Here is a 22,907-nt window from a genome sequence, read left to right as displayed (position 1 = left end):
GAATGCGTTGCTTTTAGAAACCAAAAAATAGAAACAATATTTATTCTCACTCAAAACCATTTCACGACAAGAAACAGTCTAAATCCTGCCTCATTCCTATAAGACTCTGTATTAGATCGCGGACCCTTACCGCATTAGGTAGCATCTATGCACATAGAGACAACAATGAATTCATTCGTCACATACAGCTTTGTTATACCATTCATGAACGAAGAAGCAGTTTTGCCTGCTCTGTTGGAGCGGATAACAGCACTAATGGACAAGATCGATGGGATAAGTGAAGTTGTGTTTGTCGATGACGGGAGCCGAGATCAAAGCGCTGTCATTGTAGCCGAATATACAGCACAAGATCCGCGTATTAAAATGATCCGCTTGTCACGAAATTTTGGCCATCAAGTTGCAGTAACAGCAGGGTTGAACACAGTTTGTGGAAAAGCCGTGATTATCATGGACGCCGATCTTCAAGACCCGCCTGAAGTTGTGCATGACCTGATTGCAAAATGGCAGGAGGGCTACGAAATCGTTCATGCTCAACGCCGAGCGCGTGAAGGGGAAACGCGCTTTAAGAAGTTCACTGCCAGTTTGTACTATCGCATTTTGTCGCAATTATCGTCGGTCGAAATTCCACGTGATGTTGGTGATTTCAGATTGGTTGACTCAAAGGTTATTCAAGCGATTAAATCCATGCCAGAACGCGATCGCTTCCTACGTGGTATGTTTGCGTGGGTCGGGTTCCGTCAGACCATTGTGCAGTTTGACCGCCCTGAGCGCGTGGCCGGCGAAACCAAATACCCGTTTAAGAAGATGCTGAGATTGGCAATGGACGGTGTTGTTGGGTTTTCTGACGCACCTCTGCGGCTTGCACTTTGGTTGGGTGCGCTCGTTTCGCTGGGTGCCATGACCTATGGCGCATACATTTTTGCTATGGCGCTTTTTACGGACGAGCTCATAGATGGCTGGGCCTCAACGATCGTTATATTGTCATTCCTTTCAGGCATGAACCTGTTGATCAGTGGCGTAATCGGCCTTTATGTTGGCCGCATCCATAACGAGAGCAAACAACGCCCCCTTTATTTCGTCACGGAAAGCATCGGCGTAGCGGAAGTTGTTCAAATGCCAAGTTCAAATCGAGTTTCCAATGGCTAAGGATCAATTTGATGCCTACAGTGATCGCTATATAGACACGGTGGAGCAGTCTATAAGCTTCTCTGGCCTGTCGCATGGTTTCTTTCAGCACTCCAAAGCGCTGATGATTCAAGATCTTTTGGCTCTGCGCCTAAGTGAGCGCCCGAATCCCAAGCTTTTGGATGTTGGTTGTGGTGTAGGCGCGCTGCATCCTCTGATTTCTCCAATGTTCTCTTCGGTTGAAGGAGTTGATGTATCAATCGATAGTATTGCTCGCGCTCGAACCGAAAACCCAGATCGCAAATACGAAGTCTACGACGGGCTAACTCTACCTTACGACGACGACAGTTTTGACATGTGCCTGTCAATTTGCGTTATGCATCATGTGCCGCCTGCACATTGGGATAATTTCATGGCAGAGTTAAACCGAGTTGTATCTCCCGGCGGTTTGGTTTGCCTGATTGAACACAACCCTCTCAATCCCGCCACGCGTCTGTCCGTTGCTCGTTGCCCGTTTGATGCCGACGCTGTTTTGCTCGGTACACGCAATATGCGCCGTCGCATGCGAAAGGCTGGGCTAATTGATGTTGCAACCCGCAATTTCGTGTTTTTCCCGTCCAACAAGTCAGGCTTCAGAAAAATTGAGCGCCGATTGCATTGGCTACCTCTTGGGGCACAGTACGCGGCCATTGGGCAAGTATCATGATTTTCGGATCAGTATCAGGGGAGGCACTTCGATTTGTCGGAGTGGGTGCTGCCAACTCGGCGCTTTACTTTCTTTGTGCCGCCACACTGAATAGCCTTTTGGGGCTCAATACAATTACTGCGTCGGTCATTGCTTACGCATTCGCCGCTGTTTTCGCATACCTGGGTCACAAACACCTGACATTCCGAAACGTTGGGGCGGCGCCTTTTGAAGCTTGTAGGTTCGCCGCCGCAACATTTATGGGGTTGGTACTATCGCTAATCATTCCGGTGTTGCTTTACCGCTTTGCTCCGGTGGTGTCCTTCTTGTCGGTGCTGATAGTGATTCCGTTATGTTCGTTCATAATGATGAAATTTTTTGTTTTCCGCACATGACACGCGATCTATTTTTCCCTATCTGCGTCATAATGCTGGGCGTCTTTTTGCTATCCGGCACAATGCTAAGCCACGACATTAGCTGGTATCTGATCTCAACCCGCTGGTGGCTTGACGGCCTTCCGATCTATGAAGAAATCTTTGAGCTAAATCCGCCTTTGGCGTTCTATCTGACTGCTATACCCGTCTGGATTTCTGGTGTTTCTGGGTTATCAGAAATCGCAGTTTATAAAGCATTTGTTTTTGCCCTGATTTCAGTATCCCTTTTGACGACATGGAGCCTGTTTCGGAACTCACCAACGATAACACCTCTTTCACGTCGGATCTTTCTTGGCGTCGCTGCGGTCGGTTTAGTCTTGCTTCCAATTGGTGACTTCGGGCAACGCGACCACCTTTTTACGATCTTCTTTTTGCCATTTCTGGTGATGAGTTTACTCGAAAATCCGCCGAGCAAGGCACAACGTGCAGGCATCGCCATATGGGCGGTTTTAGGTGTCGCGCTCAAGCATTACTTCCTTTTGTTACCGCTGATAATCCTGATCTACAAGGTCCTGAGCGCTCGCAGCCTGCGCCCGACGCTAAGGATCGAATTTGTATTGCCCGCTGCGCTATTAGTTGCTTATGTTATAGCCTCTTACATCCTGCACCCAGCCTATTTTGACAGTGTTATTCCTCGTACGCTTCAGCTTTATGGCGCTTTTGACACGCCCTTTTCAGATATGCTGGTGCGCTCCAATACCTTGATCGCGGTACTGGCATTCGCCTTGGTACTTATGGCGCTGACACCGCAGAGAAACCATGCCACCGCTCTCGTGATCCTTGTTGGCGCGAGCGCTATCGCAGCCTACCTGTTTCAATCCAAGGGTTGGAATTACCAACGCATTCCCGCCAACTTTTACGTGGTGCTGGCGGTGACATGGGCCGCTACGGGCCTCGCGCATGCACGACAACATTGGTGGCCGATGTTGTCCGCCACTCTGGCCATCGGAGTGCTATTGGTGCCTGCGCTCAGGGCTGGACCGTATACCAACACTTTCGCCACCAATGCCGCGCCGTATTTTATCTGTCCGCCAGGCCAACGCAGTTTTCAAATTTTCAGTTCAACAGTATCATCGGGCTTCCCTCTGGCCAATTTAGCACAGGCAGAACCGGCAAACCGCGCGCCCACTTTGTGGCTTTTCCCTGGTGCCAGCTACTTGCTGAGTCAGACTGAAAACTCGATTGAGCAAGCAAACTACCGCGCTATTCTCAATGACGCCCGCGAGATGGTTCTGGACGATTTCTTTCGCACACGCCCGCAGGTGGTTATTGTCGATACCAGCCCTGACAAAGCCTATTTTAACGGTGCCGCATTCGATTATTTGGATTATTTTCAACAGGTTGACAAATTTTCCATCGCTTGGAACACCTATCAACACCGCGGCATGGTCGGAACCTATGACATCTACTCACGCCCGGGATGCGAACTGTGAAGGCTACTCATCCGTGAATGAACCGTTGTCGCAGGGTGTTTCACTTAACTTGAAACCAACGGCGCTGCCGAACTGGCCGCTTGCCGCCATCAAGTATACCCCAAGGACTCTCCGAAGGCTGGAGGAAACTTGGGGCTCAGGTCAGCGATAAGACCACGGATTCTGGACGGATTGCTGGATGCTGTCTCAACCGCGCTTGGAAACCTCCCTGCTGAGACGCTCACAGAGCGGCCACGGATGGTGGACTTTGCCAATTGGGCGGATGGCCTGACGGGGCGTTTCTGGAGTCCTACGCGGCTAATCGATGCCGGAGCGACTGCGCCACTGTGGAAGGTCACCCTGTGGGCTTGGCGATCCTCAAGCTCATGCAGGATGACAAGCGTTGGAGAGGTACGGTCACGGAACTCAAGACTCTGCTCTGCAATCGCTATACAGAGGTGACAGAGGACGCCTATGGCTTTCCAAGACGATCCTGATCTTCATCTTCGGATGAATATTGCTTGCGCGTAGCACGTTTGATGTCTTTGACGATCTTCTCGCCAGGGCTTTTTGTTGTCTTTCTCATCGTCCACTCCTCAGTGGTGACGATGAGCCATAAACTCTCTCTTATCAAATTGCCCTATTTGGACCCATAGGCGCTGACGTCAAACACGCGTGATACCGTCGAGGGCCAAACACTCAGGACATCTGGCCTACTTACGAGTTCGTTAAAAATTTGTTGCTTTGATTGACCAATAACTAAGCCACCGAATTCACCATCAGTCGTAATAACAACTTGTTGTGCCATAGCATTGTACCCAACACTAATTAGCAGCAAAGAACCAAAAACCAATAGCTCAGTCAGGATCTTTGATTCACTTGCACTGGTTCCGTCGGTGACAGTACACTCTACGCATCTTGTGTGGTTATCTCGGACAACAGAGCCATCCGCGTCTTTTCGATCTACACCCGAATTTCTAAGAGTAGTTACGTTTCTGAGAAGCCTTTTTAGTTGATCAACAGAACACTCGAGGCCAGTCAACACTGCGCTCACCAAATTGGACCACGGCTCAAGGGGTTTTAGCACGGTTTTCTCTTGATAAGATTGAACCTATATTCGATCTGTTTTGGCCGCCAGAATGGGATTAAGAACATACCAGTAACGCTGTCATCGACCCAAGTGTCATCTTGCAAAAACTGCATGGTCCAGCTGCATTCCATCTTGCCACGTTTTACCACCTCGAGGCGACATTGTTGTGAAAGGCCAAACGCAAAACAACGCATTGCCTCCTCTTGATCGTCAAAGACCTCGTGCCAACCTGCGAAGTTCACCTGAAATTGTTCGTCAAAAGCAAAGATCGACACGTCGAAGCTTTCGGGGTTGTTGCAGGAGACGGTTATCTGGTCATCGCTTGCGTCGATTTCATACCCATCGTAGCCATCTAGCTTTGCTAACATTTCCTTATTCAAGTTTGTCATTGTCTACCCGAATTTGTCAGATTGGCGATATCGGAATCTGACCCAGTGTTAGTCTAAAATTTGAGTTACATCAAATAGTTAAACAACATGCAGATTCTGATGCGCTGCGACAGATGTTGGGCAGTTTCGCTTCCTCAGATTGCATTACGCAATTGTAGCCAGCCAACGAAAATGAGATCGTCGCGCCGGAAAGTTCAACTAGCGAACAATGCTTGCGTTGCGTTGTAATCGTGCGTTTCGGCATCAAAACCGCTGTTCTTAGCCTTTGCCGCTCGACCGCATGAGTTCCATTTCCAGGATCAGGAAAGCCTCTAAATTCATCTGCAAACGCCTAATCTTGGCCCGAGAATTTACTTGTCTTTTGGGAAAGTTCTACGCGCTTTTCTGCAGACTCTGGAAAGAACGTTGTCTTCTTGTTTATTGGGTCTTTTGATCCAGAATAAATTCGTGCAATTCTACAGAGCAGTAGCCAAACGGGATCAATATCTGATTGGGGCTTAAGTTTTCCACTCACAAGCTCATAAAGGTCACCCATGTTTTCAAGTTTTTCCGCTTCGCTGTCTTCGATTTTTATTGAGAATGCTTCTTCAATATCCATTAGCATTTCAACGTCATCATAATCGTCGCTTAGGTTAATAGTGTTTAGGCGTTGCGTAATGCGTAGTCTCCCGCGTTGAAAAAGCCATATAGAGAGTAATAGCAACAATCCTATTGTAGCGAACGGTGGGGCAGCACTGACTTCTTTCTGGGAGGCGTGAATTATTTCATCTCTGAGCAGATACCAATCAACAGCCGCGAGAACTGCTGCAAAAAGAACTAGGGCTGCCGAAAAAACAGAGAGCCATCGCCTTTTGACGCGGAGGGTTACTACGATCAGTACAATCAAACCAACACCAAGCGGGGAGGAGAAGAAATCAAACATCTCCTTAAACTGATTGGTGATGCCGTAGTTTGGCTCCAAATCTAGGTGCGTCGTGCCACAAACCTCTGTAAGTGCTGGAGATGCGACTAAGAGCAAAATAAAGCCACAGAAAACCTGCTTCATTACTAAAAATCCCCGGCAAGTGAATGCGTTAGCCGACTTTCGTCGCGTCGCAATACATTTGCAAGCCACGAAATTCATGTCGACTGGGAGCCGTTGCTGCTTTGTTTGAAGACGAAAAAAACATTCTCGCTGATTAAGGGTCACTTACCCCATATCAGCCCCTAGAAGCTACCTGATCTGGATGTGAATGTGGTCGTCATGCCGTGCCGCTCTGCAACCTTGGAAGCGGACATTTGAGCTCGCTACATTTAAGTCGTGCACAAGATGTGGTTCCACGAATATTTTTCGTACTCTCCTGTGATCTGAGAGAAGCCGAATAAGGGCAGCGGTACGCTTTTCCTCCAGTTCGTATATCTGCCACATTGGTTGCAACGCGGCTAAATCCCACCTGAGAGTCGGCCATGCTGCCGAGCATTCCGTCGGGCCTTGCTCGAAAGCGAAGTACCCTATCGGAGAGCGCGTCGCTCCCGGCAGATACCCAGTTTTGTCTCTGTAATAGAAGGCGAGGTCGACTTTCTCGCCATCGTCGTGCGACAAATGCGGCAATAGGGGAAACCCGTTCAGGAAGGGGAAATTCGCGTCTAGGACAATCGTTTTTGTGCCCGGAAACTGGCGCTCCAATTCGTTTGCGGTCTCAACAAGAATGTCACGGAGCTCCGGGACGACATAGTTGCGATTGAGTACACAGTACATCCAGCTTTGAACTTCAAGCGGCCCGTCATCAAAACAATTCAAAGCGACCCGCCCAAAGCTCGGCGCAACCCACACGGCTGAAACGGTTAAAGCGGAATAGACGACCGCGAAGGCGAAAATCTTCCGTTGAAAGAAAGCGGCAATGAGCCACGCCAGACCGCCAAGTTGGGTGAGAACTGTCAAAGTTAGAACGAAAAATAAGTGGCCAACAATGCGCAGCATGCTGAGACCATGCCACGCAAATTTATGACCAACAAGGCTTTTTAGTTTAGCATTTTCACGTTGCGCACTATATGATTTTCTGAGTTCATCGTGTTCATCACTACGCGTGCAACAATCCATCTGAGCGCATGGGATCATGCTTTGTAGGGCGGAGCTTTCCCTTCATTTTGACCATGAAAGTTTTTACCACCAAGCAGCCTTTTCAAATGAAACACTCGCTATACTTTCGAGCACCCTTTCGGGGCAATCGCAACACAGTGGAACTAAGCCACAAACCGAAGCAGGTGAATCAATTCATTAGAAAAAGAGAGCTTAAGTTTAAGATGACTGTGTTTCGGGCTCGCCCACGAACAGCCAGGCAACAAACGCGACAAATGAACCCACACCTACGAGGGCAGCTGTCGACAAAGCGACAAATAACCACTCACTAGCGGTAAATATGCTTTCAATATTCAAGGATTGAGCTTCGCCGCCCGAGTAGTAAGTGACTAGTTCGATCGACTTTTTCCAATCCAAGTAGTGTCCGAAAGCAGTTCCGGCATTAAGTACGATGGCAAGGATCAACGCAATACATCCGCCGAGCGACATCGCTTTAAGCCAGGTTACCCGGTAGCGCATAGCACGCCACAAGATAGAGCCACCAACCAACCAACAACAGAAAAAAGAGAGGGGTAAACCATATATTGCTGCATATATAATAGTGCTTAAACCGGTTGCAGCGGACATGGGGACTGAGATTAGTGCCCACCCAAAAAGCGCAGAAAAGTTTACCGCCTTAACCCATTGTTTTTTGGAGTATGTTGGCCACTCGCCCATAAGGAGAGTGTAAGAAAACGGCACAAGCAAGTCTAGGTGATACTTTCTTGAAGCACGAAAATCGCGTTAGACAGCATGCCCCAATTACGGGACCTATCTGACATCTCAATAAATTCATGTCTTGCTCCAAATTAGCGCGTCCCAGTTTGAGCAACATTAGCCATACCCTCCCCTTGAGGGAAGGGGGCGTGCGGCTAGGTGTGTCCAAGCTGGATCACGAAGAGCCCATAGCCGTGTACTTCGGAGGCCAATCAGTTCGGACTGGGGCTAAAGCCAAAGTCATCTCGCCCGCGACAAGCGACCAGTTCACATCGGGTGTGTTTTATAAGGTGTAAAAGTGTGTGATACATATCATCAATTATTGCTTCGATAGGATTTCCCGCATGCAGAAACTAATCTTGTTTTTGATGGCTTATCTTTGCGCTCAGTCGGTGGTCGCATTTGAATCTCAGTCTAAAAATGGCTTAATTGAAGCAATTGAATCAACATTTTCCAATACAGCTGAGGCGAGTATTATTAGGTCCCAGTTAAGAGAATGCGAGCTGGAGATTATCAACGCCTATCCAAGAAATTGCTCAATGCACGACAAATCGTCACAACAATCTTCAAAGATTGCAAAGACGGTGTGGACAATAGACCTTTCGACAGTTGAGCGTGTGAGGATATCACCAGTCCACGGTGACATGCATGTTGGGTTCTGGCCATCGAAGAAAAACTTCTTATCCGCGGTTATGGGGCTGCCTGTCAGGGTTCGTCAAAGTAAAACTATGTATCACTGCGATGGGGACGCTTTTAAGCAAGACGTTCACATTTCAGCTGGTGTTGTTGTCTCAAAGAAAACCGAACCTAAACTGGCTCAGTTGCTATCTGAGTATATAAAATCATACTGCAAGTAAGGTTCTTTTTGTTTTAGATGAATAGGTTCTTGGTTGTGAAGTGGTCCCAGAACGGCGCAGGTTCGACGCTCTGAAGTGCTCAACCTTTGACGGGTGTGGATCACGGCCTGACGCACCCCATCAATCGTCAGACCTTCGACTTTAAATAATCAAGGCTCTCCTTCAGGATCACCTTGTCCAGCTGAAGTTCCACAACAATTTACTTCAGCCGATCGTTTTCCTTCTTGAGTGCCTTCAACTCGGAAAGCTGCGGGCGCCCCAGACCGCCGAACTTCTTGCGCCAATAGTAATAAGTCTTATCGGAAATACCCGCTTTGCGACACGCGCTAACAACATTAAGCCCATCGTGTAAATGGACATCAATCTCGCGCAATATCTTAAGCGCATCTTCATCTGAATACCGTTTCCGTGCCGTTCTCTGGAACTCCCTTCGTCAACAAATAGTGGCGCTGTTTTAGGGGGCCAAGATAACACCCCTTTTTATAAGCTAGAGCTAACCCCGCAAGGCCTGGTTATCTTCCGACCGCACCAGACCCGCGTCACCACCATTGCTGACATTACCCTGCCGGAATGGGCCGAAGAAATCGCACGCAAAAAGGGCTAGGACTACCATGTGTTGCACGCGAACTGGATGGATCTTGCACATAAAACGACAGCCAAAGGAAGTCCCCCAAGAACGTTGGAGTTGCTTTTTAGCTTACTGCAAAAAGCAAGTTTCAATGCGCTAGATTAAGTGAATATCTAGCGATATTTACACCGGATTCTTCTATCACTGAGTACAAAAGCTTCGAATGAAGCTGTCAATGGGGTCCAAGACGTCCACAGATCTCACCACTTCATCGATATCAATACAAGGCAATGAAATAACAGGGTCTACAGGGAAGAAAAATGGGGAGCCTTCCGCATCCAATACGGTCAAAAATAGGCCACCATAGAGATGTGTTTCATGGGAAACTTTAAACCAAAGAATAGCATGCCTTTTTCTTTCTTTAGGCCAAAGAAACCATGAAAATCGTGGAGTCGGCACGTCGACGAAGATGACCCCTAACCCTTTATCTGCGAGATGCTCTGGAACCAACGCATTGAGACTTTGGAGATTTGCCCAAAATGGGGCGTCACGAAGTTCATTGCTCCAAGCCTTGCTCGAAAAGAGGGCCATGGATGCTATAAAAGCGAGGCGTAGGACGATTCTTGCAGTCATACTTTAAGGTGCTCCTATTCGAATCCAGGTGCAGTAGAAATTTACCTGTCTAGGGCTGGTTCGGTGACCTGCTCCTAAAGAATGATACAGTCGCATAAATCGACACTCCAAGTGAGCAAAGAGCGAGCGCACTGAACCCCCAAAAGTACGTCTGATATGCTGTAAGCCACTCAGATCGTTCAGGGAAAGACGACAGCCACGAAAATGCAATCGCCTGCCCTACACAAAAGAAAGCGGCGAACGCAGAAAAGAGAGCTACAGCTATTTTTTGCCAACCTTTCATTATTTTCATACTTATCTTTCAGGGTTCGTCTGGAGATTTATTTTAGTCCAGCGGATGTCATGCCGTGATCCCATTGCACAGTTCAAGGGGTCGGGTGTCTGGGAATAGAGATGCCACCAAAGTCTCCTTTTGTAGGTGACGGGACACCTATGCCATACTGTGGTCCATATCGACAACGGTTTACCACTCCATATGCAAATGCTTGGCAATGATTAAACGGGGGTGTAAATCGCCCAAGCGGTGTCCCAATAACGAGCTCTTCATTTACACATTGCTCATCGACGTTACTCATCACGCTGCATTGCGTGGGCTTATCTTGAGAGTGATCAGTAATTTGTACTGGTATGCCCCATCGTTCATATTCTTTGCCGGGCGTATATAGGGGTTGGCTCCCATACCAGCTGACCTTGTATCAGTCGTCACCCAGTAATGCTTATCTAACCCACCAGCTATGTTCGCGGGCCGACAGCATAGATTGACCTCTAAGCCCAATAAATCTGTATAATGACCAGGATTCTGCAGAGCATAACCCAACAATGTCCGCTTTTGCTGCCATATACAAAGTTACGTATTCCTAACGACGAGGGGAAGGCGATACGGCGAAAACATTCTTAGCCGTCTAACGGGCTTCGTAAGAGCGAGAACACCGCTTCTATTTCACTTGATTTCCAGCCGGCGAAAAGTCGTTCATCCAACTGCTCAAACAGTGCGCGAGCTTCTGACATCAAACGTTCCCCTTCATCCGTGAAGGTGATGATGCGTTGATTGCGACGGATCGGGTCAGCTTCGCTATTCAACCATCCCAAGACTTCAAGCTCTTTGACCGTTTTGTGGACAGCTTGGCGGGTAATTCCAAGATCATTTGCAATCTGCGAGGCGCTGTTTGGCCCGCAATCCAGCGCGCTGAGAAAGCTCAACTGACTTTGTGTGAGACCCATGAAGCCTCTACCGTGCAACAAGCTGCATTTCATTTGGCTCACTTTTCATCATCATTCCGCATGTGATTGCGGCTTTCTTGGGTGCGGTTCCCAAAGTAGTTATCCTCGGCCTTGGCATCGGGTTGCTGGCCAATGGTGTCCATCTGATTGTCGCTTCTCGGCGCAAAACAGTCCGCGAGTTTGAAGTTATCTGGTTTTCAATTGGCGACTTTGGTTGGTGGCTCGCCACACTTGCACTGATTGTCACAAATTTTTGGATAACGACGACATGGGGCATCGCCGCGGCGGTAATCGTCGCCACATTTGTAGCGGGACTTGGGGTTGCACAACTATGGACTTGCGGCCTTCAGGCGCATGGGCACACGAGCAAGCAACACTTTAGGGCAATTGTGACATCCTGGTTGGCCCTGCCGCTGTGGGTTAGACTTTGGCTGGTACTTCTGAATGGTGTGTTCATAGCTGCATTTGCCTTGCTGCCCGATAGGATAGGCGAAGTTACGCTTTTGGCTTACCTCGCGACTGCCCCGCTTTTGGCGGGACAGGTGGGATACGATGGGGGGCTTCGACGCATTCTCGGGCTGGCGCATCTGGTACCGTGGATTCCGCTCTTGGCGTGGTTAGTCTTCATACCAGATAGGTCCGCCTATTCGATGCTGCTTTCTCTCACCGTTGCAATCTGCTTGGCTTTTGATGTTAACGATCTTCGTCTGTTTTTTCAGGGAGACCGAGCTGTCGCTGGCAAGCATCCTTCGCGGACAGCATGAATATTCCCGCCATCTCTGGCAATGTGAGCGCCACATCTACCAGCGAAGTTATGAGCAGCGCCGTCTCAGAAATTTCCGGCTCGGGCCACACATCACCAAGAGCCGACATTCCTCCAAGGCGCAGCATCTGGTACTATGGGCTCGTTCATGCCATTCTCTGCTTTGCAGTATCAAAGGCTTGCGGTCCAGATAGGATTAACACAATCGGCCCTTTGCTGCCGTCTACATCTAGACGTCGCTGCAATGCAGCTGCCTAGAAGCGGACGTTCATCTAAAACGCCGCATTCTTGGGAGATCAATGACCGAAGCGCGGACGAAGCCGTTCTTGGATTAAGGGCTAGAAGCCGCGCTTCATTGAACAGTCGCTAGAAAAGTCTAAAACAAGTAAAGTAATGGCTGACGCACATCGTATCCTCTGTGGAGATATGGATTATATGACAAACAAGAATTACGAGGACATGCTGGCTGGACGCCATCACAATGGGGCCGACCCCTTTCTTTTCGAACTGAAATCTAAAGCGAGCAAGGCCAAGGCGCGGCTGGATGCTGTCTCCAACAATGATTTGCCGGCACGAGTTGAGGCTGCAAAAGATTTGTTTGCAGAAGGAAGTGGACCGTCGATAGTTCTTTCACCTTTTACTATCCAGTACGGACGACATGTAAAGCTTGGAAAGTGGTCTTTCGTAAATTATGGCGCCACATTTCTCGACTCAAACATCATAACATTAGGTGATTTTGTTGCAGTTGGGCCCAATGTCCAGTTCATTACAGACACCCATCCCGTTCGGCCAGAAGACCGGTTTCAACCCCCAAAGGAGGGCGACCCCCTTCCGTTCAGAGTTGTAAACTACGCGTTACCAATTACGGTCGAAAATCATGCTTGGATCGGCGCAGGAGCAATCATCATGCCAGGAGTTACGATTGGAGAGGGCGCGGTCGTCGCTGCTGGCTCGATTGTTACGAAAGATGTCCCGTCGCGGATGATCGTTGCGGGCAACCCGGCGCGTGAACTTCGTTCGGTAGACGATTAGTTTCTCGTACACCGGCCGCCAACACTAAAGCGTAATAGATGCCCGGTATGGGCTCATTGCTGCCGTTAGATTGCTCGCAGCAGATCCTCGAAACGGGCGTAGCAACGCCTAAAAGGAAGGCCCTAACTTGATATTGTTTCCGTCATCCCGTTTCGCGTTGTAGCCGCCGCGCCTAGTTCCTCTTTTCCTTTCAAATCATTGGGGTTCGCTTGATGCCCGCACCTCTCCTGCAATTTGCTGTGGCGGACATCGCTTGACAAGTCACCCCTAGCCTAATCCGCTGAACTCGGCTGACGTCTTACTTTTGACAGAAATCTCGGTAAGCATCGCATCATGAAACAGTTTTTTGCGTTCATGACTTGTTTAGCTATTGGAACAGCATCCTTCTCTCGGGCGGACACGGAGGAAGACGCTGCCTATATCGTTCGACAACACATGATATTGGGAGATTATGAGGAAAAACTGGAGTTGCTATCACAAAGCATCTTGGCCAAGGTTGAGCCCGCATTTGAGCGTCTTGGCGCAGAAATCATCGCCCCTGATAGGTTATGGGATGAAATCGGCGGTACATATTTTCAAGATCTGGAGCAAAAAATCCAAGAAAATGCAATCATCGCCTTTCAAGAGGTTTTAGCGCCCGAAGAACTCGCCCTGTTAGCGAATTATTACCGAAGCGATGAAGGGCAAGCCTTTCTTGTTCAGAGTTTCACCAAAGAACAGCTAGACACTTCTGCAGCATTCTTTCAGGTCGGCCCTGGTAAACCGCTGTTAACGCGCATGCCTGAATTGCTTGCGGTTGTGAATGAACCCCTGCTTGATGCGTTACTACCAATCAATGAACTATTCTCGACGGATCAGATGGCCGATATTATGGAAATGAAGCGTGTTGTCCATTTTGAGGACGAATGTCGCCGTCAATCGGTTGTTGATGCTTTACGAGAGGCCGGATAGCGCTCTCTTGGGCCCTCAGTGGCCCTAAGCCGTTCACGGCATCATCGTCTCTGCCGTTTGCAAACGCTGCTGTTTACGGCCCTTTGCAGACATTGGCTCAGATCATTGATGCCTAACCGCAGCTTCTCCAAAGCGGAAATTGGGAGTGAAGCGCAGCATTATAGGCAAACCGATGACTGCAATGCGGACGTTGCTGCCGTTCGAGGCCGAGAGTCACTGTTCCGCTACCTGCGCAAAGCTGCCGGACAAGATTCAAGAACGCTTTGCACGTGCAGCATCACCTTCGTAACCGGAAGCAGACCTCCAGGGTGGAAACGGTGAGCGGCAGTGAAGAGCCCAGAGTAACCAATTCTACGGTCCGGACGGGCTGGTAGAATGCCGACCTTCCGGACCTTCGCCGTATCCTCAGCGTTCCCACGATTTCCGATCGAGAACCAAAACAACGGGCGAGAACTGGACATGCGAGGCGGACCACACGATCGGGAAGCTAGCGGACAAGGCCGCCGTCTTCTGCACGCCGCTGCCAAGGGCTAGTCAGCATCGACAAAGCCGTTCGACAGGAGGCGCGCGGACGATGGTGTTTCCCGCCAGATCCGCCTTCTGTCTTGCCTGGTTCAGTTCGAGCTCAACCCCGGTTCCGGGCGCGGCCAGGTACCTTCGACGACACTCTGACCGGGGCCGTACATGCGCATCACCATGAAAAAGGGTCCGTCAGGGGTCGGAAGCCAGTTCTGCCCCTCGCCCGGGTCATCCGGGCCGAGCGTTATGGTCAGGCCGTCGCCATCGGTGACAAGCCCCTCCGTGCGGTCGCCGATGGAGTAGCGATCGATCTCGTTGTCCACAAGCAGCCGCTGCGGCAGGTTGTACATGGTCAGGGACCAGAATTCTGACACCTCCGGCTGTTGGTCGAACTTCATCGTATAGGTTTTGGACCCATCCAACGGGTTGCCATCGGTGTCGGCGGAATAGGAGAAGTAGACTGCCTCCTCCTCATTCTGACCATAGATACCAATCATTGCTCCCACAGCACGGGATTCGTAATCCGTGCCGAGATAAGCGCGCGAACCAAACAGGCCGATGTTGTCCTTGTTGGTAGCCGTGCGATCTTCAAGACGTTTCAGCGCCGCATCGATGCCGGACTGGATCGCGTCGTGGGTCTCCTTGTCCAGAGCAGAGGCATCAAACACGGCCCCCGGCGAAATGCCGATTGCTTCAAAGGAGGCCAGCGCTTCTGCATCGTCAGGATGCGGATCCACATGGCCCAGCAGAAAGTTCAAATAGGTGATGAAGGCGGGCGATTGTGCCAGTGCCCCATGCCAGACCGGGAAGTTTGGCTCCGGTGCGGGCGCGGGTGGCTTCTTGCCTACATAGGCACTCAGCGGTGTGAACCGATAGCCGTGCTGGATCGCCTTCACAGCCGGAATGTCATCCACGCCTACAATGCTGGTCCGTGTCAGGGTGCCGACAAAATCTGTTTCGCTCTTCAACACCTCATCGATACTGTCGGGCACGTCACCGTCCCAGTCAGGCCCGACAAACAGAAAAGTTTTGCCCTCATCGCCATTGAGGCGTGAGCCGGGGCTGGCAAAAACGTGGGTGTAAAGGTCCACCCACTGAAAGACGTTGTAACGTCCTTCGTCGAGATCCGGCGTCTCAAACACAATCGGCTCTCGACGCAGATCCAGCCAAGCCCAGGAATAGGTCGTGTCATTGTTTGGCGTGACAATGTCAGTGTCCTTTGGAGAGTAGGGATGGGAGTAGTGGCGATACTCCGAAAACCCACCGATGTAACCGGCGTCCATTGCGTCCTGGGTCTGATTGTACAGCGTTTGATAGTTGTAGAGCATTGGGTAGGCGAAGATATATGCCTCCTCTGCAATGGCAGAGATGTTGTCAACTTGAGCATTCGCGGACCCGAGAGCCGTCGCTGTTGCGATCGCGGCAGCTCCGGCCAGCTTCGATGTTTGGGCAATCTTGGGAAAGTCCTCACTTGATCAGTTCGAAATCGTGTAGCTGGAACGTCTTGTCAAAGAACGGCTGTTCCGGTGCGTAGATATGGAAGTAGATGAACCAGCCATCATCTCCGACCGTCTTGAGGAAATTGCTTTCCATGCCATCAGGCGCTTCCGGGCCAAAATAGAGATCGACACTGCCGTCGTCAAATACCTTCACGCCTTCGGTCCGGCTGCCAAGGCTGCCGTCACGGATTTCGGTGCCACCGTTGTCGTACGGCCGGCGTGTGTTTTCGCTGTACAACGTTGCCGACCAGAACTGCTTGATCGGCGCATCCGCCAGCACATGCAGCCGGTACGTCCGGTCCGCGCGCAGAAGCTCGCCATTGCTGTCGCGTTTTGCCGTCATATAGACCTGACCGGCGCCGACTGGCGGGTTCACCATACCTTCCGAGGGGCGCTGTCAGAGGAAACTCGGTTGTGAAGCGTAGGGCGGGACATTAACCTCATTCCATGACAAAACGTTCCCCTTTTCGTTATTTTAAAACCAGTCCTGAGGTCATCCGACTTGCGGTGATGATGTATGTCCGGTTTCCGCTTTTGCTTCGGAATGTCGAAGACTTGCTGCATGAACGCGGCGTCGATGTGAGCCACGAAACGATCCGTTTTTGGTGGAACCGATTTGGTCCAATGTTTGCATCTGAGATTCGCAGAAAGCGTGTTACTCGAATTGGCAGTGGCATTTGGATGAAGTTTTTGTGAAGATTAACGGCGAGCGACATTACCTCTGGCGGGAAGTCGATCACGAAGGCGAAGTGCTGGAAAGCTATGTCACCAAGCGCCGGGATCGCGATTCAGCCCTTAAATTCTTGAAGAACGCGATGAAGCGGATGGTCAGTCACGTGTGGTCGTCACGGATAAATTGCGTTCCTACGGCGCGGCGATGAAAGAAATTGGTAATGCGACTAAGCAGGAATCGGGACGCTGGAAGAACAAACGCGCTGAGAATTCTCATCTCCCGTTTCGACGAAGGGAACGAGCTATGCACCGCTTTCGCAGGATGCGAAGTTTGCAGAAATTCGTCTCCGTCCATGCATCCATTTTCAATCACTTCAATCAGGATCGCAGCCTTTCCCAAAGAGATCATTTCAAGCTAAATCGCACGGTCGCGCTTATCGAGTGGCGCGGTCTTTGCGCGACAAAAAGGGCAGACTCAATGGCCTAGTCGAGACGAGTTCGAATTCGTCTGACAGCACCCTTGGTGTCCTTAAAATGAATTGAAGGCAGACACTTAGCGAATTTCTGCGCCTAGCAACCGTTCGAGGTTCTCCGCTTGTAGCTTGCTTAGCGGCAAGATGAATTGGTCCCCCGTGACGGCTTCAGCAATGTAGACAGAGTTCAACATTTGGTTGCCGACCCAGATGTCCAAGTGTTGTCCAACCGAGGCGGAGGTAAAGGCAGCCAACGCGCTTGCGATCCCTTGTTCCAAAGTAAAGTGGACAAGTGCTTGATTGCTTGATTCATACCGAACCTCGAGCCTGACCAGATCGCGTTCTGTGACCAGGATCGGTCCAAACCTGAGTGCTTGGGCTAGTGCCTCTGTAATATCGATCGAATAGAAATAGGTCCCGCAGGTGCCGTCTGCGATTGCGCCACCCGGCATCTCCGCACCGCTGAACATCGCGATTCCCAGGTACTCGAAGCCGGAGAGTTCCTCCGCCCAAGCTGCCATGTAGGTTATGCTCTGATCTCCGCAGAGGTTGTTGTCCCGTCGAAGAGGTCCTACGTCTCCTGTAACTTGGAACACTTGTGCCACAGGCACGTCACCGGAAACTCCCCAGGCACCCGAAGCAGCTTGGTTGACGGTCTCGAGTTCTAGAAACTTACCTGTCTCAAAGACCATTCGGCTGGTCGACAAAATCACTGGCCCGGTAATCGCCAAGGCCGTTTCGCTATAGGGATTGAACGCCCTTGGTTCTTCTTCAAGCGGTTGTGCTACTGCCGGGTTGCCCGAGCTCCCCATCAATATGACTGCCACCAATACCCAACAGTTCATATTTCACTCCCAAGACTTTCAAGCCAACGTTCGCTTCGGCAAGCGTAACCCAAATTTCGCGCTCAGGTCGACTCGAAACTCTTCTACTGGCTTGGTCTGGCGCTGCATGTTTCAGTTGCAGAGAGCTCCTGCGAGCGACGCTATCGGGCACGAATCCTCAAATTCGCGTGGCTGACGCACTATCTGCGCAAAGCCTGGGAAACGGCTAGCCGCGCCAAGCCTTCGATTCATGCGCTGGACTCGATGCCGACATGCGAATGTTGTTTTCAAACAATCGACCTGTCTTTTTCTGGACCTCAATCAAGCCGTTCTCGATCAGGGCCGCCAGTCGACTGGCGAAAAAGAGATCGCTCAACCGATTATGTGCGTCGCACCGGCTCATTGCAAGACCCACGACCCGACCGGCAACGGACCAATCGGTCGTGCAGCTTGACAAGAGCAGGTCATCATAGAAGTTGGATTGCATTGTAGCGACACGTCCCGCTGACCATCGGCGCAATACACCCTTTTCTGCGCAAAGGCGCCGATATTCAGATGAATGATGTTCCCGCTCTGCGTTATTCAATTCGCGAGCGTTATTGCAAATACCGGCCAGATATGACGGCTGCCACATAGCGACGTAGTGCTGGTCGCTGCTTTCAGAAACATTGACATGCGATAGCTTAATATCGGTAACGTGCATCCAGTCGCAAAACATGTGAAGAAACATAGTCTCTGATACGTTTTCGCCAGCCCAAACGACAACTTCCCTTGTCTGTATTCTGCCAGCTTCAGCCATAAGACAGCGCCAGGACGCAAGAATGTCACATGCCTCTTCTCGTCTTGCGCCACTTTGAATAAACAAGTTCTGAAAGTAGCTGCGGCGTACTTGCAGATCGTCCAGCGGGCCATGGCTGAGATCATCTGGGATGCCAATAACAGTGCCCGGCATCGCACCTGACTGGCAAGCCGCGCGAAGGCAGCCCACGGCACTATCGCTTAGTGCCACGTGCAGATAATTGTTGTCTAGAGTTCCACAAAATTCAGACATATCGGTCTTTGCTATCCAGAATATCAGTATAAGAAAAGCTCGGGTATTTGCTCAACAAACACAAACTTTTGAAATTTCACGTCGTTATCTGCATTGCTAAGCTAACGGACCCGCCCGGGCTCCAGGATAGCAATAGGCTGCGTAAAGCATAGTCGCGTGTCAAGCGCTGTTCTTTATCGCAACTCGGTCCCTGCCCTTTCAGATTTCGCTGCGATTACAACGAAAGGCCGCTCTTCTTTCTGTGGTGCCCGCACGGCGTCAGTGATCAGCTTGCAGCACCTGCGAGCATCAAAGCCAAACCACTTCCGCTTCGGACTCATTCCTGCCATTTTCCGCTTTGCAGTATCATAGGTAATCAACCGAGGTCACACGACACGAACGGCCCAGACCTGCCATCCATTCCGCCATTATGTACAGCGTTGCAGCTTCACGAGACCAGCCATTCGATGGTATCGGAGTCGGGCGAGTCAAAGCCTCTCCTTCGCGGCGGTCGGCTTCAACAATCGAGCTGCTGGACAAGGCAACCATCCCGAGGAGCATATCTTTCCGTGCTCCGGGCCTTCGTGTGCCGCGATCAATTCGCACGCGCTAACGAGCCTTCAATCTGGTGTTATTGAGGTCTGCATCAACAACCCGGGACGACGGTGCCAAAGGACGTGAAGCAAGGGCTCAAGGGGCGCGGAGGGTTTCTCTCAAAGCAGACACCGCGGCTTGCAGGCCTTTCTCAAGGTTCGAAACGAAAGTTTGCCGAACCGCAGTATTCAACGCTTCGTCTGCAGCGGTTTCTGCCGAACTCACGGGCCCCGCAAGACGTTCAAATTCTTCAAAGGCCTGAAGGACCTGAAGCGGTTCGCGCAGGATGCCCTGAACGGTCATGCTGATCGACATGTGCTCGACCTGGTTGTTGTTCTCAGGCGGGCCGACATATCGAGGCGCAAAACCAGACACTCCCCAGATCGCAGAATTATTCTGGGCTATTCCGGTATCATATTGCCAGATGGTCCCGACATGAAACCGCTGGGCGAAGCCGTGATTGAACAGCTTGATATGTGTCAGGGGATTGCGGCGCGACGATCCGACGACGAGCTGCTGCCAAAGATATAGAGCGGCCTGTTCCTTGTTGCGGATGTACTCGGATGTCTCAAGCATGTGTTCCCGCGGCACTTCGTCGATCAGTCTGATGGCTGGCTCGAACAAATCCAAAGCCGTATCGAGAGCCGTATCGCCGGCATCGGGCTCGGAAGTCTTGAAATCATAGAAACGGGAAAAGGCGGCTCCAAGCGCGTCGATATATGGTCGGCCTTCTGTCGATGCTAGTGCAGCAACAACCCGATATGGCGTCCATCCATCGACGCGCATCTGGTCAGTCTCAGCATCCCAGAAGGTAGACGGGATCTGGCGACCCGCCTCCTTGGTGCGAAGCGCCAGTGCATTGAGATGCTCCGCATAGTTCAGCAATTGGTCTACTGTTACCTCTCCCGCATCCAGGCGCGCGAGGTGTCCGGAGGTTGCAATGTCGCCGAGCAGTGGCTCCGCGCTCAGCCCGGCATCTGTCAAGGCCCGCTCAACGCTGCTGCGAAGCGGCGCTGACGTTGACGGCGCATCGGCAACGTCAAGCGCGATCGAGCGCCCATCCAACCGTTGCTCCGGCATCCCGAAGAACAGGAACCGAACCTGGGGAACAGACAGCAGGGTGATGACAAGGGCCACGCCTATCGGCAAAGCCGCCCATTTCAATGATCCCATCTCTCGGCGATCCCTGCGATGGATTGTCTAGTCGGTAAGAGCATCGAAACCGGTGGTATCGACATCGGCGACTGCTTCTTTTGCAATAGCGTCATAGTCTGTGGCCTTCTTCGCCTCCTCCGAGGCTTCGGCAGCAAGTGCAGCCGAAGCACCGACGGTCGCGGCCGTTCGTACCTCATCTTCCGTTGCGCCACATCCCCATAGGGTGATGAGCCCGAATGCAGACACCGCCAACAGGGGCAGTCGCAGTCCACGCGATTGTTTTCGGTCGTTCTCGACTACAGCACCAGTAGATTCTTCGCGCAGCTTCATTTGGTATAGTCCTCGAAACCTTCAACATTGCCGCTGATGACCGTGCAGTTGCCAGCGGCCTGAACAGCCGGCTGATCCCAGTTCACATTCCAGTTGACCACGATTTTGTCGCCATTCTCCGAGCCCGGAAAGACTGATATCGCCGCATTCGGCAGGTCCTTGAATTCCGGCACATCCCAGATGTAGTCGTGACAGGCTTTAAGAGCGTTGGTTGTCTGCCGGTCAAAGGCCTGAGCCGCGCCGGCGGCAATGACGAGGCCGACGCATAGTCCGATTTGTTTGAACATGGGTGTCTCCGATTACTTTGGTTGCACGATTCGATTAGGGGGTCCCTTTCGATTGCGGGGTCCCTTGAGGGTACGTTAGAGTGTCCAAATAGGCAAATAGTGCGGGACAGGTTCGTGTCCATCGACAGAGGCCGTCATCCAGATCAGAGAAAACAATCATTGCATCTGATCGGCCTGACGCCTTTGCCAACGAAACCACCCCGCAAGGACGATCAACCCCAGAAGCGGTTCAAAGTGGCGCAACAAGAAGCCGAAGACCTGCACTAAAGCGCCACCTGTCGTTGAATCTGGGTCAGCGCCGAAAGTATCGCCAATCAAGGCATGGTTCATGGTCACCACGAAATCCCATAGCGCATGCAGAAGCACCCCGGGCCAGATCGATCGCGTGCGGAGGGCAATTGCACCATAGAGGATGCCAGAAAGTCCGGCGTGGATAACCTGTGGATGGGTTGCTGCAAAGCTTTGCCCGTTGATCCAGTTAACGTAGTGACTGATTCCGAAGACGAATGAGGACGCAAAAAGCGCCGCCACGGGGCCGATACGGAGCTCAAATCCATGCAGCAGTATGCCGCGAAACAGAACTTCCTCGAAAATTCCAACAAATAGAACAAGGAGCAGAATCGATTGCGGGAGGCCGCTGGAGATCAAGGCAGAGAAGTCGGCTTCGCCCTGGCTGGCGGCAAGAATGGCCACGCCGAACAGACCAAGCGTGATCATCGCCGGAACCAATGCGTACCCCAATCCGCTCCACGCCGGACGTGACGTAAGTCTCGCCTGTCTCGCCCAGCCGAGGAGGAAAACGATCGCAACGGCAGAAGCCGCAAGCAGGATTTCGGCGGCCAATTGATCGATCGGAGCCTGTTGTGGCGACCGGGAGGGATCGCCGCCGAAAGCCTGAGAAGACCATATCGCCGGCGCTGCGAGGATGGTGAAATAACCCGCAACGACAACCAGCGAAGTGGCGATGGGGCGGCTGGTAAAGAACTGTCTCATGCGAAACGCTCCTTGTTGTTCAGCTTCTCAAGCGGGCAGGATAGATTGCAGAGCACTTGAAGAACAGCCCGAAACTGAAATGGCAATCTCTTATGCTGGCGAGCTTTCCAAAGCATCGCTGAGAACAGTGTTCGCCCACCATGTTGAATGTTGTGTTCGGAAGCGAATTCGAGCTGTACTCACAATCTCTGACATAACCGGCTCCAATGCGTATTGCGACCAACTCACATTGGCACATCAGACGCCGTCGCACGTGGTTACAGCATCAGAGCCGAAAGGATATCGCATTCCATACGGAACTGGAGATACTGCGGGCGCAAACGGTGTATTCTAGTTGCGTCCGGATCGGGTTCATTGCTGCCGTTAGATTGCTCGAAGCAGCTCCTCGAAACGAGCGTAACTGCACATACATGAACGGCCCTTAGCGGACACTGGTACGGTTCGCCGCGAACGTCTGGTTTCCGCCCTGTAATTTATCAGTTTCATTTTTTTGCCACATCGGGCGCTCAGCGCGGCGAGCGTTCGGTACCTTTCCCGTGCTCATCAGGATTGATAG

At 51.3% G+C, this 22,907-nt stretch carries 23 protein-coding genes and 2 pseudogenes; 9 read left to right on the top strand and 16 right to left on the bottom strand.

Going from position 1 to position 22,907, the window contains the following annotated elements; genetic code table 11:
* Nucleotides 1-165: 165 nt before the first annotated feature.
* Genes N9C89_RS14630 through N9C89_RS14620 form a run of 4 tightly spaced genes read left to right on the top strand, consistent with a single transcriptional unit; the run spans nucleotide 166 to nucleotide 3,677 of the window.
* The gene (locus tag N9C89_RS14630) at nucleotides 166-1,146 is read left to right on the top strand and encodes a glycosyltransferase family 2 protein (protein WP_263954744.1); all 981 of its coding nucleotides are present in this window, start codon (nucleotides 166-168) and stop codon (nucleotides 1,144-1,146) included.
* Nucleotides 1,139-1,831: a class I SAM-dependent methyltransferase gene (locus N9C89_RS14625; protein WP_263954743.1), complete on the top strand. Its 693-nt coding sequence runs from the start codon at nucleotides 1,139-1,141 to the stop codon at nucleotides 1,829-1,831. The genes N9C89_RS14630 and N9C89_RS14625 overlap by 8 nt, the downstream gene beginning before the upstream one ends.
* On the top strand, nucleotides 1,828-2,205 hold the full coding sequence (locus tag N9C89_RS16210) for a GtrA family protein (RefSeq protein ID WP_394358518.1): 378 nt from the start codon (nucleotides 1,828-1,830) through the stop codon (nucleotides 2,203-2,205). Before N9C89_RS14625 ends, N9C89_RS16210 begins: the two co-directional genes overlap by 4 nt.
* Nucleotides 2,163-3,677, top strand: a complete 1,515-nt coding sequence (locus N9C89_RS14620; RefSeq protein WP_263954742.1) for a hypothetical protein — start codon at nucleotides 2,163-2,165, stop codon at nucleotides 3,675-3,677. The genes N9C89_RS16210 and N9C89_RS14620 overlap by 43 nt, the downstream gene beginning before the upstream one ends.
* A 1,059-nt stretch (nucleotides 3,678-4,736) precedes the next feature.
* Here N9C89_RS14620 and N9C89_RS14615 read toward each other — a convergent pair.
* From N9C89_RS14615 to N9C89_RS14600, 4 genes are all read right to left on the bottom strand, one after another.
* On the bottom strand, nucleotides 4,737-5,135 hold the full coding sequence (locus tag N9C89_RS14615) for a hypothetical protein (protein WP_263954740.1): 399 nt from the start codon (nucleotides 5,133-5,135) through the stop codon (nucleotides 4,737-4,739).
* Nucleotides 5,136-5,466: 331 nt separating this feature from the next.
* Complete coding sequence (locus N9C89_RS14610; protein WP_263954739.1) at nucleotides 5,467-6,180, bottom strand: hypothetical protein; 714 nt, start codon at nucleotides 6,178-6,180, stop codon at nucleotides 5,467-5,469.
* Between the two features lie 168 nt (nucleotides 6,181-6,348).
* Nucleotides 6,349-7,095, bottom strand: coding sequence for a hypothetical protein (locus tag N9C89_RS14605; RefSeq protein ID WP_263954738.1), 747 nt, complete (start codon nucleotides 7,093-7,095; stop codon nucleotides 6,349-6,351).
* A 318-nt stretch (nucleotides 7,096-7,413) separates the two neighbouring features.
* Nucleotides 7,414-7,821, bottom strand: coding sequence for a hypothetical protein (locus N9C89_RS14600; RefSeq protein WP_263954737.1), 408 nt, complete (start codon nucleotides 7,819-7,821; stop codon nucleotides 7,414-7,416).
* 473 nt (nucleotides 7,822-8,294) lie between these two features.
* Between N9C89_RS14600 and N9C89_RS14595 the strand changes: the two genes are divergently transcribed.
* A complete protein-coding gene (locus N9C89_RS14595) occupies nucleotides 8,295-8,807 on the top strand; it encodes a hypothetical protein (protein ID WP_263954736.1) in 513 nt (170 codons plus the stop codon).
* 199 nt (nucleotides 8,808-9,006) lie between these two features.
* Here the strand turns inward: N9C89_RS14595 and N9C89_RS16205 are convergent.
* From N9C89_RS16205 to N9C89_RS14585, 3 genes and pseudogenes are all read right to left on the bottom strand, one after another.
* Nucleotides 9,007-9,207 (bottom strand): annotated as a pseudogene (locus N9C89_RS16205) (transposase); the annotation flags it as partial.
* Nucleotides 9,208-9,576: 369 nt separating this feature from the next.
* On the bottom strand, nucleotides 9,577-10,008 hold the full coding sequence (locus N9C89_RS14590; RefSeq protein ID WP_263954735.1) for a hypothetical protein: 432 nt from the start codon (nucleotides 10,006-10,008) through the stop codon (nucleotides 9,577-9,579).
* A gap of 894 nt (nucleotides 10,009-10,902) precedes the next feature.
* The gene (locus N9C89_RS14585; protein WP_263954734.1) at nucleotides 10,903-11,229 is read right to left on the bottom strand and encodes a MarR family winged helix-turn-helix transcriptional regulator; all 327 of its coding nucleotides are present in this window, start codon (nucleotides 11,227-11,229) and stop codon (nucleotides 10,903-10,905) included.
* 77 nt (nucleotides 11,230-11,306) lie between these two features.
* On the opposite strand from N9C89_RS14585, the gene N9C89_RS14580 reads away from it, so the two are divergent.
* The 3 genes from N9C89_RS14580 (at nucleotide 11,307) to N9C89_RS14570 (ending at nucleotide 13,975) form a co-directional block, all read left to right on the top strand.
* On the top strand, nucleotides 11,307-11,993 hold the full coding sequence (locus tag N9C89_RS14580; protein ID WP_263954733.1) for a hypothetical protein: 687 nt from the start codon (nucleotides 11,307-11,309) through the stop codon (nucleotides 11,991-11,993).
* Between the two features lie 425 nt (nucleotides 11,994-12,418).
* Nucleotides 12,419-13,024, top strand: a complete 606-nt coding sequence (locus tag N9C89_RS14575) for a sugar O-acetyltransferase (RefSeq protein ID WP_317134937.1) — start codon at nucleotides 12,419-12,421, stop codon at nucleotides 13,022-13,024.
* 333 nt (nucleotides 13,025-13,357) lie between these two features.
* Complete coding sequence (locus N9C89_RS14570) at nucleotides 13,358-13,975, top strand: hypothetical protein (protein ID WP_263954732.1); 618 nt, start codon at nucleotides 13,358-13,360, stop codon at nucleotides 13,973-13,975.
* A gap of 614 nt (nucleotides 13,976-14,589) precedes the next feature.
* Here the strand turns inward: N9C89_RS14570 and N9C89_RS14565 are convergent.
* Together N9C89_RS14565 and N9C89_RS14560 are read right to left on the bottom strand one after the other, a co-directional pair.
* On the bottom strand, nucleotides 14,590-15,822 hold the full coding sequence (locus N9C89_RS14565) for a DUF1254 domain-containing protein (protein WP_263954731.1): 1,233 nt from the start codon (nucleotides 15,820-15,822) through the stop codon (nucleotides 14,590-14,592).
* Between the two features lie 139 nt (nucleotides 15,823-15,961).
* Entirely contained in the window at nucleotides 15,962-16,372 is a 411-nt protein-coding gene (locus N9C89_RS14560) for a DUF1214 domain-containing protein (protein ID WP_263954730.1), read from the bottom strand.
* 68 nt (nucleotides 16,373-16,440) lie between these two features.
* Between N9C89_RS14560 and N9C89_RS14555 the strand changes: the two are divergent.
* Nucleotides 16,441-17,152: pseudogene (locus N9C89_RS14555) on the top strand (IS6 family transposase).
* A 66-nt stretch (nucleotides 17,153-17,218) separates the two neighbouring features.
* Here N9C89_RS14555 and N9C89_RS14550 read toward each other — a convergent pair.
* From N9C89_RS14550 to N9C89_RS14520, 7 genes are all read right to left on the bottom strand, one after another.
* Complete coding sequence (locus tag N9C89_RS14550) at nucleotides 17,219-17,983, bottom strand: hypothetical protein (protein ID WP_263954729.1); 765 nt, start codon at nucleotides 17,981-17,983, stop codon at nucleotides 17,219-17,221.
* Between the two features lie 205 nt (nucleotides 17,984-18,188).
* Nucleotides 18,189-19,013, bottom strand: coding sequence for a DUF1835 domain-containing protein (locus tag N9C89_RS14545; RefSeq protein ID WP_263954727.1), 825 nt, complete (start codon nucleotides 19,011-19,013; stop codon nucleotides 18,189-18,191).
* A gap of 345 nt (nucleotides 19,014-19,358) precedes the next feature.
* Nucleotides 19,359-19,553, bottom strand: a complete 195-nt coding sequence (locus N9C89_RS14540) for a hypothetical protein (protein ID WP_263954726.1) — start codon at nucleotides 19,551-19,553, stop codon at nucleotides 19,359-19,361.
* Between the two features lie 129 nt (nucleotides 19,554-19,682).
* Nucleotides 19,683-20,759 (bottom strand): hypothetical protein, encoded by a 1,077-nt coding sequence (locus N9C89_RS14535; protein ID WP_263954725.1) that lies wholly within the window; start codon nucleotides 20,757-20,759, stop codon nucleotides 19,683-19,685.
* A gap of 27 nt (nucleotides 20,760-20,786) precedes the next feature.
* On the bottom strand, nucleotides 20,787-21,071 hold the full coding sequence (locus N9C89_RS14530) for a hypothetical protein (protein ID WP_263954724.1): 285 nt from the start codon (nucleotides 21,069-21,071) through the stop codon (nucleotides 20,787-20,789).
* A complete protein-coding gene (locus N9C89_RS14525) occupies nucleotides 21,068-21,358 on the bottom strand; it encodes a hypothetical protein (RefSeq protein ID WP_263954723.1) in 291 nt (96 codons plus the stop codon). Before N9C89_RS14525 ends, N9C89_RS14530 begins: the two co-directional genes overlap by 4 nt.
* 156 nt (nucleotides 21,359-21,514) lie before the next feature.
* Nucleotides 21,515-22,351: a CPBP family intramembrane glutamic endopeptidase gene (locus tag N9C89_RS14520; RefSeq protein ID WP_263954722.1), complete on the bottom strand. Its 837-nt coding sequence runs from the start codon at nucleotides 22,349-22,351 to the stop codon at nucleotides 21,515-21,517.
* Nucleotides 22,352-22,907: the final 556 nt, after the last annotated feature.

The organism is Halocynthiibacter sp. SDUM655004, from assembly GCF_026015885.1.
In the GTDB taxonomy this organism is placed as follows: Bacteria; Pseudomonadota; Alphaproteobacteria; order Rhodobacterales; family Rhodobacteraceae; genus Falsihalocynthiibacter; species Falsihalocynthiibacter halioticoli.
This window is presented reverse-complemented; position numbering and strand designations above follow the sequence as displayed.

Coding starts and splice junctions, on each gene's coding strand:
- N9C89_RS14630 (WP_263954744.1), top strand. CDS start 166: ATGAATTCATTCGTCACATACAGCTTTGTTATACCATTCATGAACGAA.
- N9C89_RS14625 (WP_263954743.1), top strand. CDS start 1,139: ATGGCTAAGGATCAATTTGATGCCTACAGTGATCGCTATATAGACACG.
- N9C89_RS16210 (WP_394358518.1), top strand. CDS start 1,828: ATGATTTTCGGATCAGTATCAGGGGAGGCACTTCGATTTGTCGGAGTG.
- N9C89_RS14620 (WP_263954742.1), top strand. CDS start 2,163: ATGTTCGTTCATAATGATGAAATTTTTTGTTTTCCGCACATGACACGC.
- N9C89_RS14615 (WP_263954740.1), bottom strand. CDS start 5,135: ATGACAAACTTGAATAAGGAAATGTTAGCAAAGCTAGATGGCTACGAT.
- N9C89_RS14610 (WP_263954739.1), bottom strand. CDS start 6,180: ATGAAGCAGGTTTTCTGTGGCTTTATTTTGCTCTTAGTCGCATCTCCA.
- N9C89_RS14605 (WP_263954738.1), bottom strand. CDS start 7,095: ATGCTGCGCATTGTTGGCCACTTATTTTTCGTTCTAACTTTGACAGTT.
- N9C89_RS14600 (WP_263954737.1), bottom strand. CDS start 7,821: ATGTCCGCTGCAACCGGTTTAAGCACTATTATATATGCAGCAATATAT.
- N9C89_RS14595 (WP_263954736.1), top strand. CDS start 8,295: ATGCAGAAACTAATCTTGTTTTTGATGGCTTATCTTTGCGCTCAGTCG.
- N9C89_RS14590 (WP_263954735.1), bottom strand. CDS start 10,008: ATGACTGCAAGAATCGTCCTACGCCTCGCTTTTATAGCATCCATGGCC.
- N9C89_RS14585 (WP_263954734.1), bottom strand. CDS start 11,229: ATGGGTCTCACACAAAGTCAGTTGAGCTTTCTCAGCGCGCTGGATTGC.
- N9C89_RS14575 (WP_317134937.1), top strand. CDS start 12,419: ATGGATTATATGACAAACAAGAATTACGAGGACATGCTGGCTGGACGC.
- N9C89_RS14570 (WP_263954732.1), top strand. CDS start 13,358: ATGAAACAGTTTTTTGCGTTCATGACTTGTTTAGCTATTGGAACAGCA.
- N9C89_RS14565 (WP_263954731.1), bottom strand. CDS start 15,822: ATGCTCTACAACTATCAAACGCTGTACAATCAGACCCAGGACGCAATG.
- N9C89_RS14560 (WP_263954730.1), bottom strand. CDS start 16,372: ATGGTGAACCCGCCAGTCGGCGCCGGTCAGGTCTATATGACGGCAAAA.
- N9C89_RS14550 (WP_263954729.1), bottom strand. CDS start 17,983: ATGAACTGTTGGGTATTGGTGGCAGTCATATTGATGGGGAGCTCGGGC.
- N9C89_RS14545 (WP_263954727.1), bottom strand. CDS start 19,013: ATGTCTGAATTTTGTGGAACTCTAGACAACAATTATCTGCACGTGGCA.
- N9C89_RS14540 (WP_263954726.1), bottom strand. CDS start 19,553: ATGCTCCTCGGGATGGTTGCCTTGTCCAGCAGCTCGATTGTTGAAGCC.
- N9C89_RS14535 (WP_263954725.1), bottom strand. CDS start 20,759: ATGGGATCATTGAAATGGGCGGCTTTGCCGATAGGCGTGGCCCTTGTC.
- N9C89_RS14530 (WP_263954724.1), bottom strand. CDS start 21,071: ATGAAGCTGCGCGAAGAATCTACTGGTGCTGTAGTCGAGAACGACCGA.
- N9C89_RS14525 (WP_263954723.1), bottom strand. CDS start 21,358: ATGTTCAAACAAATCGGACTATGCGTCGGCCTCGTCATTGCCGCCGGC.
- N9C89_RS14520 (WP_263954722.1), bottom strand. CDS start 22,351: ATGAGACAGTTCTTTACCAGCCGCCCCATCGCCACTTCGCTGGTTGTC.